The 11,900-nt window shown below is 47.1% G+C and carries 3 protein-coding genes; 1 reads left to right on the top strand and 2 read right to left on the bottom strand.

Going from position 1 to position 11,900, the window contains the following annotated elements; translation table 11 throughout:
* Positions 1 to 106: 106 nt before the first annotated feature.
* Together AACV78_RS10380 and AACV78_RS10375 are read right to left on the bottom strand one after the other, a co-directional pair.
* Complete coding sequence (locus AACV78_RS10380; protein ID WP_194011986.1) at positions 107 to 5,566, bottom strand: trifunctional serine/threonine-protein kinase/ATP-binding protein/sensor histidine kinase; 5,460 nt, start codon at positions 5,564 to 5,566, stop codon at positions 107 to 109.
* 777 nt (positions 5,567 to 6,343) lie between these two features.
* A complete protein-coding gene (locus tag AACV78_RS10375; protein WP_194011985.1) occupies positions 6,344 to 6,517 on the bottom strand; it encodes a hypothetical protein in 174 nt (57 codons plus the stop codon).
* Positions 6,518 to 6,681: 164 nt separating this feature from the next.
* Here AACV78_RS10375 and AACV78_RS10370 point away from each other — a divergent pair, with 164 nt between their 5' ends.
* On the top strand, positions 6,682 to 11,604 hold the full coding sequence (locus AACV78_RS10370) for a glutamate synthase-related protein (RefSeq protein ID WP_194011984.1): 4,923 nt from the start codon (positions 6,682 to 6,684) through the stop codon (positions 11,602 to 11,604).
* The last annotated feature ends 296 nt before the right edge of the window (positions 11,605 to 11,900 follow it).

Here is an 11,900-nt window from a genome sequence, read left to right as displayed (position 1 = left end):
GTTTACGAGTCATTTAGGATTGCTATAGGTATCTAGAAACCCGGAATATCCCTATGTTTCTTCTTACTAAACGGCGCTAATTGCGTTAAAGTCTAGCACGAACAACTCATGCCGGAATAGAAATCACAAACTCCGAACCCTGCCCTAAAGAGGAATTCACGAGTAACGTACCTCCATGTTTTTCCACAACAATTTGGTTAGCGATCGACAATCCCAATCCAGTTCCTTGACCCACAGCCTTAGTTGTAAATAAATGGTTAAAGATGTTTGCCTTGACTTCCTTCGACATCCCCACTCCATTATCCTTAATCCGAATCACAACCTGATTTTTATCTTCACTCAGAGCAGTTTGAACCGTGATTTGATTAGGTAAGGCTTTAATTTCACTAAAACTGCGCCCCTTATTTGACTCTTCCAGAGCATCAATGGCATTAGCCAGCACATTCATAAATACCTGGTTCAACTGTCCGGGAAAGCATTTTACTAGGGGCAAGTTACCATACTCTTTCACAACTTCAATAGCAGGGCGTAACTCGCTCGCTTTTAATCGATGCTTGAGAATCAGCAGAGTGCTGTCGAGTCCGTCGTGAATGTTGAAAGAAACTGGTCGATCGCTATCCGCCCTCGAAAACGTTCTCAAACTCGTACTGATATTGCGAATGCGATCGACTCCCTCATTCATTGAGCTAATCAATTTCGGCAAATCTTCTCGCAAATACTCTAAGTCCATCTCCTCAATTTCTGCTTCAATTTCCACTCCCGGAGCGGGAAATTTTTCTTGATACAAGTCAATCAAGTGGAATAAATCCCCCACGTATTCTTGAGCGGGTTGCAAATTGCCAGCGATAAAGCCTACGGGATTGTTAATTTCGTGGGCTACTCCTGCGACTAAATTTCCAAGAGCAGACATTTTCTCACCCTGCACCAATTGCAGTTGCATCTGTTGGAGATTGTGGATAGAGGACTCTAGTTTTTGGGCATAATCCTGAGATTGTTGATACAATTGGGCGTTTTGTAAGGAAATTGCAGCTTGCGAGCAGAGGATGTTGAGTAGGGTGACGCGATCGCGCGTGAATACTCCTGTTGCTAGATTATTTTCAAGATACAAAATCCCCATCATCTTACCTTGATAAAGGATGGGAGTACACAGCATACTCTTAGGTTGCTGATGCTTCATATAAGGGTCAGAAGCAAATGTTAATTGAGTCGTCGCATCATCGAAAACTAATATTTCTTTAGTCCGTTTGACGTAGTTAATGACAGTTTGGGGAATTTCTTGACTCTCCTCAATCAAAGTATCTTGTAGAAAACAGCCTTGACGATTGGGACAGTGGACAGCGATTTTCCACCTTCCCTCTTCGTTTAAAATCAATACTCCTGTTTGTGCTCCACCATTTTTAACCACCACTTGCATCAGAGTGGAGAGCAACTGATCGAGCTGAATTTCGCTAGAGAGAGCTTGAGAAGCTTGGATCACTGTTGGTAAATCTATTACTGTGGTACTCGTACTCCCAGAAATTGTTTGGTTTTTGGTAGAAAATGAAATGCCATTGGAGGTGGTCACTGCCTCGAACAAACCAACTTGATTCTGTTGCAAAATAGGAGCAAGCAATTGATAATAGCGTTGTTCTAGGTCGTCAATCTTCGCTTTAGCCCCCCAACGAGAGTAGGAATAGTAGGCATCAATTAGATAAAGTTGAGCAATTTTTTCTTTCCCCCATTGTAAATAAAATTTTGCAGCCAGCTCGTTTGCTAAAGCTTCTTCATTGAGGTATTTGTTTTCTTTAGCTAGAGCGATCGCGCGATCGTAAAAATCCATCGCCTCAACTTGCTGTCCTAAAACGCGATAGCGCTCTGCCTCGACTAAATAGAACTTATGCAAGTGATTCATAGGGGCATACTCCGCCCATCGCTTGCTTTTTACCTGATTTACTGCTACTTTTTCTAGGAGTGCAGCTTGTTTTTCCGCATCAGCCTCTGCATACACCGCTAAGTACGTTAGAGACCCATAGAAATAAATCAGCGAATACTGAAGCCCTGCGGTTAGAGCATCCGAATATTGCTCTGCTAGCACGGCATTTTCCAGCGCTTGTTGATAGTTTTCAAACAAATAACCGAGAATCAACTTGTTGAGATAAACGCTGCAAATCGCATACTGCACGTTATTAGCTTGATGCTGCGGTATCATGATGTCTTCATCATAAGCTTCCCCAACCAAACGGCAGGGGTTATCGGTCTTGCCTCGCAAATTCAAAACAGCCTGCCGAAAAATTTTCACGAAACTGAGTGCGTTTCCCTGACGAATCTGATGAATAGCACCATCAAAGGTTTCTGTCTCCCGCTCCATTTCCGCCAAGTCTCTGCCCATAGAGAAAGAAAGCGCCGTATAATTGTAAAGTCCATAGGCAGCATATTCTAATTCTCCTGCTTCTAGCGCAATTTGATAGGCTTCTAATAAGAATGGCAAAGAATCTTGAGGGTAGCGTTTCCAATGCCGGACATAGCCATAAACAAGGTTGTAGGTTTTGGTTTTCAACGCTTTGCTTTTTAGATAAGCTAGCAGACCTAAAGCTACCTCACCTGATTGATAGCCGATATCAATATCACCTCCTGTTCCTGCATGAATTAAACCGTACCAAGCATAACTAAAAGCAGATGTAGGTGCATTTCCATAATTGAGTGATAGATCGATTTGCTTGCACACAATCAGCGGGAATAATTTAGATGCAGACTGATAAGAAGCCGACACAACCGTGCCTAAAACTCGCAGCGCTGCCAGATAATAGGAGTCGGTCATCTCTGGAAGATTAATCAATTCTTCCAAGGTGTGGCTGGCGAACTTGCGTTTTGTTTCATCCTGGGTTTGCTGAACCTTTTCGGGGCTGGGATTATCTGGAAATTCCACACCCAGTTGTTTGAGAACAATCAGCGCAGTCTGTTCTGCTAAGGGTAAATTATTCTGAGCGATGTAACTTTGAATTCGCACTGTATAAACTTTCACAGTATCCAGAGAGGTTCGGGCGTGCTGCAACACGATTTGCGCCCATTGATCCATTTGTTCAAATTCACCGCTCAGGAATCCCGCTTCAACTGCTTCCTCATATAGGTTTAAGGTGAGTTGGTACTGGCTGTCCCAACAATCCGTTGCTAATAATTCAATTCCGTTACTCAAGCACTCAAGGGCTGCCGCATAGGCTGTTGCGGCTTTTGCTTTTCGTCCAGCTACTAGATTTAACTGGGCAAATTCTTCCCGTTGCACGCGATCGCTAACCAGCATAGTCGCCATATTCAAATGGTTTACAATTTCAAAAATTCTTTCTTCCCGCCCGGCTTCTGATGTATCCCTCAAGAGCAGTTGCCCTATTTTTAAGTGGGTCGAGCGTTTTTTGTCTTCGGGAATGAGAGAATAGGCAGCCTGTTGTACGCGGTCATGTAAAAATTTGTATTTCGCTAATTTTTCATTGCTAGTTAATAAGTCAGCAGTCTCTTCCCGACCCCCTACTTCCGCTAACTCTTTACTACATTCTTGATAAAATTTATAAACTTCACTAAAGGGTAAAATCAGCCCTTCTTGCAATGACTTCCACAAGTCTGTTGCGGCTTCTATTAGTGATTTTTCACTAACAATGCTTAACGTTGCTAAATCGAATTCGTTGCCAATGCAGGCAGCTAACTTTAAAACTTCTTGCGTCTGGGGTGGCAACTTTTGCAATTGCAGCGCCATGAACTCTACAACATCATCTGTCAGGGCTAAGGTTCGCACGGCGGCAATATCGCACTGCCAATACCGAGCCTCAAAATTAAAGGTAATTAGCCCATCTTCATGCAAAGATTTGAGGAATTGTGTGCTGAAAAATGGATTACCTTGGGTTTTTTGATCGACCAGTTCTGTTAAGGGCAGAGCCAACGCTCTAGAACAAACTAAAGTATCGGCAATCAAACAATTCAAATTGAAGCAATCGAGCGGCGCGAGGGTAATGGTGTTGACTGTGGCTCCGGTTTGTTGAATGTCGGATAATGTCAGCATTAAAGGGTGTATGGGACTGACTTCGTTATCTCGATACGCTCCAATTAACAAGAGATACCGCCGATCGCGATCGCTCGTCAAAAGTTGCATCAAGTTCAATGAGGCTGAGTCGGCCCATTGCAAGTCGTCTAAGAAGATGACGAGGGGATGTTCTTTGGTTGTGAAGAGTTGAATGAAGTTCTCGAATAACCGATTGAAGCGATTTTGGGCAGCACTGCCGACGAGTTCTGGTGCGGGTGGTTGCTCTCCGATAATCCGCTCTAGTTCAGGAATTACCTCAACGATTACCTGAGCATTCTCGCCCAATGCTGCTAGGATTTGAGTCTTCCACTGCTCAACTTTAGCATCTGTTTCGCTCAGCAATTGCTTCATTAAATCGCGAAAAGCTTGTACAAAAGCTGAGAATGGTTGGCTGCGCCCAAATTGGTCGAATTTACCTTTTATAAAGTAGCCTCGCTGTCTGACAATTGGTTTGTGAACTTCGTTGACGACGGCGGTTTTGCCAATGCCGGAGAAACCGGCAACGAGAATCATTTCGGTGCTTCCTTGACTGACGCGCTCGAAGGCTGCCAGCAGGGAGAATACTTCGCTTTCTCTACCGTATAATTTTTCGGGGATGATGAAGCGATCGCACAAATCTCGCTTCCCTATACTAAAGTTAGTCAGCTCCCCTGTCTCTTGCCACTGAGATAAACAAGTTTCCAAATCGTACTTGAGTCCGATCGCACTTTGATAGCGAGCTTCAGCATTCTTTGCCATCAGTTTGCTGACAATCTCAGACAGCACCAATGGAACGTTCTGGTTGACTATTGAGGCTGGGATAGGCTGCTTGGCAAGGTGACAGTGTACCAAATCCATTGGATCGTCTGTTTGGAATGGTAACTTTCCTGTTAGTAATTCGTAGAATGTTACTCCTAGCGAGTAGAAATCTGTGCGGTAATCAATGCCCCGATTCATCCGCCCAGTTTGTTCTGGAGATATGTAGGGTAAAGTGCCTTCGAGGACGTTGGGATTGTGAATTTCTTGGGTTTCGCGAGGTAGCAGTGAGGCGATGCTGAAGTCAATCAGCTTGACTTCTTTGCTGGTGGGGTTAATTAGAATGTTGGCGGGTTTGAGGTCTTTATGGATGACGTGGTGGCGATAAAGTCCATCGAGCGAGTTGGCAATTTGAATCGCAATCGGAAGAAACTCGTTAACGGGCAAGCCTTCTACTGGTTCCTTGCTAGCTGCTGCTAGACTAGCGAGGTAGCTACTTAAGGAAATTCCCCCAAAGTCTTCCATCACCAGAGCATAGTGGTTATGGTAAGTTTCCAGACTGTATGCCTTAACACTGCCAGGAATCTCTAAGTTTTTAGCAATGATGTACTGGTTGCGGAAGTGAACGAGTTCATTGAAGCGGGGAAAGTCATTTCGCAGAAGTTTGATCGCGACTGGCTGCCCATTGGAACACCGAAATCCACGATAAACTAGAGTTCGATTTCCTGCGTATATTTGCTCGTTAATGTGATATCCGACAAAAAGATTTGTGATCTTAGTCATACCTACGTATTCCTACTGCTTTTGTCAAGCCTGAAGCTTCTTAGATTTAATATCTAATATTGTGGCTCTATCTGGCGCAATATTTATTTAATTACATCTTTCTTAACATATTTTAGAGACCGAATTATGAAACAATAATTTTCCAAGCGAGACTTAAATGTTTTATGTGATATCTGTTTATAATCTAGCTGCAAGCAATTAAAAATAACTTAGACAAGGCTGATTTGACTACATCAATTCAGAGAATAAGAGCTTAAAAACTTAATTGATAGGCGTGGCATAATTAGGGGATCTTTTTTGAAACTTTCGTCGCTAAAGAGATTGAGATTGTTGATTCAAAAAGGCGGCGCTGGCTTTACCAGATACTCCACAAGATGTCACAAATCCTGGAAATAGCTTTTATTGATGAGTAACAAAAGTTTCTGGGTAAAAAAAATACAAATAAGAGTTATGGACAACTGTCAACCTTTTTCGGCAAGACATCTTAGCCTGGGTTCTGGACGATCGCTGACAAGACTTGCGCGCAAACTCTGACTTTGACGGGTGAAATTTTATCGATTTTTTGATAGACTTGATGTTCGCGACCTGAAAGTTGACTCCAAAATAAGGCAGATTTCACCAGTTGTGAACCGCGCTGCTAGATTGCACCTACCGAGTGAACGGGCAGGTGGCTTTTGTGTCTGCGGGCGCTAACGAAAGCAACTCAACAGCACAGTCAGCAAAATAACGCTAAAGTTACTATCTACCTGATTCCGCTGCAAGGCTACCCTTGCGGACTCAGGGAAAAAACACCCAAAAAACCCGCGCTAGCGCAGCTATCCGGTAGGGAATTGCCTGCAATGTCTGTAGTTGCAGGGCGGCGATCGCCCAAAGAATCACTGTTTTTTCACAGCAGGGTATTCTAGGAGACATCTCCGAGGCGATGCGAGCGACATAATTTAAAATTGGCAAACAGGGTTGCAGTCTTAAGTGCAGGCAGCATCTACGTAAATTTTTATCAAATCAGCTTGCTATGTGCTGTTTTAAGGTTTACTAAGATCCCACCGCTCGGCAGCCTTCTCTCTCCGAGCTATAAAAACAAATCAACCACACAATCACCGAAATAACATTCAATCATGGGTAACACGATCGATCCAAACAGCAACGTGCATCAGACTCAGCGAGGAACTCCCTATGCCGGCCAAAGCTGGTTAGTCGAAGAAAGAGATGCCTGCGGTGTGGGGTTTATTGCCAACCAAAACGGTAAAGCTACTCACTCGCTGATTCAAAAAGCTCTGCCAGCCTTAACTTGTCTGGAACACCGCGGCGGTTGCAGCGCCGACTCTGATTCCGGCGACGGTGCCGGTTTGATGACGGCAATTCCTTGGGAATTGCTGGATGCTTGGTTTGCCGAACAGGGAATTGTGCCTCCGGCGCGGGAAAACTGCGGCGTGGGAATGCTGTTTCTGTCTCAAGATAAATTTCAAGCGACTATAGCGCGGCAGGTGGTTGAGCAAGTTTTGATGCAGCGCGGGCTGAAACTTTTGGGATGGCGCAAAGTTCCCGTTGTACCATCGGTTTTGGGCGAGCAAGCGCTAGAAAATCAACCTCAAATCGAACAAGTAATTGTCAGTTCACCGGACTTAACCGGAGACGAACTCGACAGACAGCTATTTCTGGCCCGCCGCACGATCGGACACGAGCTTTCCCATCGCCCCGAATTCACTCGCCGAGACTTTTATACTTGCTCTTTTTCCTGCCGCACGATCGTCTATAAAGGCATGGTGCGATCGGCCGTACTAGCAGAATTTTACCCAGACCTGAAAAATCCCGCTTATAAAAGCTCCTTCGCCGTCTATCACCGCCGCTTCAGCACCAACACCATGCCCCGCTGGCACTTGGCCCAGCCGATGCGCTTGCTGGGACACAACGGCGAAATTAACACGCTGTTGGGCAATATTACCTGGATGAAGGCGCGGCAAGCCAATTTAGCTCACCCGAATTGGAGTCAAGCCGACATTGACACGTTCAACCCAATCGTCAATCCCGAAAGCAGCGATTCGGCCAACTTGGACAACGTGATGGAATTGTTGGTGCACTCCGGCCGCACCCCCCTGGAATCCCTGACAATTCTGGTGCCCGAAGCTTACAAAAATCAGCCGGATTTGGCTGACTATCCAGAAATTGTCGATTTTTACGAATATTACAGCGGCATTCAAGAACCTTGGGACGGCCCGGCCTTGCTGGTATTCAGCGACGGCAAACAAGTAGGTGCTACGCTCGATCGCAACGGTTTGCGTCCGGCCCGCTACTGCATTACTAAAGACGGTTTGGTAATTGTCGCCTCCGAAGCCGGAGTTGTCGATATTCCCGAAGCAGATATTGTCGAAAAAGGCCGTTTGGGGCCAGGACAAATGATCGCAGTTGACCTGCAAACCCACGAAATTCTCAAAAATTGGCAGCTAAAACAGCGAATTGCTAAGCGCCACCCCTACGGCGAATGGCTGAAACAAAACCGCGAAACCTTGGAACCGCAACCTTTTGCGGAAACGGCAACCCTGGACTCGCAAACCCTGTTAGCCACCCAAACAGCTTTCGGCTACACCGCCGAAGATTTGGACATGGTGATTGTGGAGATGGCGAGTTCTGGGAAGGAACCGACTTTCTGCATGGGCGATGACGCTCCTTTGGCCGTACTCTCAGAAAAGCCTCAGTTGCTGTACAACTATTTCAAACAGCGGTTCGCTCAAGTCACAAATCCGCCGATCGACCCCCTGCGCGAAGGGATGGTGATGTCACTCACAATGAATGTCGGTTTGCGGGGCAATTTATTGCAAACAATCCCGGAAAATGCCAAGCTGCTGAAAATTGATTCCCCGGTACTCAACGACGCTGAACTATCTTTCTTGAAAGACCAAAAGTCTTTCCCCGCCACCGAATTGTCCACTCTTTACAAAATTTCTGCCGGCCCTGCTGGTTTGAAAAATGCAGTAGATCAACTTTGTCAAGAGGCGGCTGAAGCGGTGCGCGAGGGTTCGAGAATTCTGATTTTGAGCGATCGAGTCTTGAAGGAAGAAGGAAGTTCGGCAACGAGCAATGTACGGGATGTAACGGATGTAAGTCCGATGTCCGTCGGAAGAGGGGAGAAGACAGAAGGAAGAGGGGAGAGGGGAGAAGGCGGATATGCTGTGGGTTTGAGTGCTGAATGTACTTACATTCCGCCGTTGCTGGCAGTTGGTGCGATTCACCACCACTTAATTAGCGTTGGGCTGCGGATGCAAACTTCGCTAGTTGTCGATACCGCCCAATGTTGGAGCACTCACCACTTCGCTTGTTTGATGGGTTACGGTGCGGTGGCTATTTGCCCTTACTTGGCATTGGAAAGCGTGCGCGGTTGGTGGTTTGACACCAAAACTCAAAACCTGATGGAACACGGCAAAGTTCCCAAAATTACCGTCACTGAAGCTCAAGCTAAATACCGCACAGCGGTGGAAAACGGCTTGCTGAAGATTTTGTCGAAAATGGGGATTTCGCTGCTGTCTAGCTATCAAGGAGGGCAAATCTTTGAGGCGATCGGCATTGGCGGCGATCTGCTCGATTTGGGTTTCAAAGGCACGGTTTCTCGGATCGGCGGTTTGAGCGTGGCGGAACTGGCTAACGAGGTAATGTCTTTCCACAGTCAGGCTTTCCCGGAATTGCACCTCAAAAAGCTGGAAAATTACGGCTTCGTGCAGTACCGCCGGGGCGGTGAATATCACATGAACAGCCCGGAAATGGCGAAGGCTTTGCACAAGGCTGTGACTACTTTTAATGAAGGAAGAAGGAAGAAGGAAGAAGGAAGTTCGGCAACGGATTCTGTAACGGATGTAACGGATGTAACGGATGTAACGGATGTTAGGAAGAAGGAAGAAGGAAGCAACGGTAACGGCAATGGGGCCGAACCAAAAATGAGACCAATTGGTCTCAAAAATTCTGAAACGGCTTACGATCACTACGAGGTTTACAAGCAACTGCTCGAAAACCGCCCGGTAACGGCTTTGCGGGATTTGTTGGATTTGAAAAGCGATCGCCCTTCCATTCCCCTTGAAGATGTAGAATCTGTAGCAGATATTGTCAAGCGCTTCGCCACCGGCGGTATGTCCCTCGGCGCTTTGTCCCCGGAAGCCCACGAAACTCTCGCCATTGCGATGAACCGCATCGGCGGCAAATCCAACTCCGGCGAAGGTGGGGAAGATCCGGTGCGCTACAAAGTGCTAAACGATGTGAGCGATGCAGGTTTCTCACAAACTCTACCTCACTTGAAAGGTTTGCAGAACGGCGATACAGCTTCTTCTTCCATCAAACAAGTAGCTTCCGGGCGTTTCGGCGTGACTCCCGAGTACCTGATGAACGCCAAACAAATCGAAATTAAAATCGCACAAGGTGCGAAACCGGGTGAAGGCGGTCAGTTGCCGGGGCCGAAAGTGAGCGAGTACATTGCTTATTTGCGCCGATCGAAACCGGGTGTCACTTTGATTTCGCCTCCTCCTCACCACGACATTTATTCGATCGAGGATTTGGCGCAGTTGATTTTTGACTTGCATCAAATCAATCCAAAAGCTGGTGTTTCGGTGAAGTTGGTGTCGGAAGTCGGCATCGGGACTGTAGCCGCCGGTGTTGCGAAGGCAAATGCTGATGTGATTCAAATTTCCGGTCACGACGGCGGTACCGGTGCGTCTCCACTGAGTTCGATCAAGCACGCAGGTTCTCCGTGGGAACTCGGATTGACTGAAGTTCACCGGGTGTTGATGGAAAATAAGTTGCGCGATCGAGTTTTGCTCCGCGTTGACGGCGGCTTTAAAAGCGGCTGGGACGTGGTTGTAGGCGCTTTGATGGGCGGCGAAGAGTACGGGTTCGGCACGGTGGCAATGATTGCTGAAGGCTGTATTATGGCTCGCGTTTGCCACATGAATAGTTGTCCTGTGGGGGTGACAACTCAACAGGAACATTTGCGGAAACGGTTCCCCGGAACGCCGGAGCACGTTGTCAATTTCTTCTATTTCGTAGCAGAAGAAGTGCGGAGTTTGTTGGCGAAATTGGGTTATAAGTCGATCGCAGATATTATCGGCCGCGCGGATTTGCTGACAATGCGCGAAGGGGTGCAATTAACTAAAACTCAAGCGATTAATTTGGATTGTTTGACTAAGTTACCGGATACTAAGGGCGATCGATCTTTCTTGAATCACGGCGACGTACACACCAACGGGCCTGTGTTGGATGATGATTTGTTGGCGGATGCTGAAATTCAAAGTGCGATCGCCAATCAAACCAGTGTTAGCAAGAGTGTAAAATTGGTGAATACCGATCGCACTGTGGGAGCACGTTTATCAGGTGCGATCGCCAAGCAATACGGTAACACCGGCTTTAGCGGTCAAATCACCCTCAATTGCACGGGTAGCGCGGGCCAAAGCTTCGGCGCGTTCAATTTGCCGGGAATGACGCTGCGACTGTCAGGCCAAGCTAACGACTACGTTGGTAAGGGGATGCACGGCGGCGAAATTGCGATCGCACCGCCGGCTGGTGCGACTTATGATGCTTCGGAAAATGCGATCGTCGGCAACACTTGTTTGTACGGCGCGACGGGCGGAACTCTGTTGGCTGCGGGCAAAGCTGGCGAACGGTTTGCGGTTCGCAACTCGATGGCGAAAGCAGTCATTGAAGGTGCCGGCGATCACTGCTGCGAGTACATGACTGGCGGCGCAATTGTCGTGTTAGGAAAAGTCGGCCGCAACGTCGGCGCTGGAATGACTGGCGGTTTGGGTTATTTCCTCGATGAAGATGGGACTTTCCCGGCCCACGTCAACGGGGAGATTGTGAACATGCAGCGGGTTTGTACGGCCGCTGGGGAGGCGCAATTGAAGGAGTTGATCGAGATGCAGCGCGATCGAACCGGCAGCAAAAAAGCCGCAAACATTCTCGCAAATTGGGCCGAATACTTGCCTAAATTCTGGCAAATTGTGCCGCCTAGCGAAGCAAATTCACCGGAAGCTTCGGAACAAAAGATTGCTGTGGAAGTGTAATTTTACAGTTGGTTAAATAGATGAGGGGCGACGCGAGTTGCCCCTTTTTTGCATCTACCGGACTTATACCATTTCTCTAAAATCGTGCAACACTCTTCGACCCCCCTAGCCCCCCGCTGCATTGCGGGGAGAACAAGAATACTGTTGCATTCTTTTTTAAAATTGGTATTACACGGATGGATAGTTCACAAAACCTCAAAAAACCCTCTTGCTCCCCCTTAGCAACGGGGGTAAAAAACCCCAAGCAAGCAACTAAAAACCCTCTTGCTCCCCCCCTTAGCAAGGGGGGGCTGGGG

Source organism: Tychonema sp. LEGE 07196 (assembly GCF_963890365.1).
In the GTDB taxonomy this organism is placed as follows: domain Bacteria; phylum Cyanobacteriota; class Cyanobacteriia; order Cyanobacteriales; family Microcoleaceae; genus Microcoleus.
Note: the sequence above shows the minus strand (reverse complement) of the source record. Positions and strands in the feature narration are given on the sequence as shown.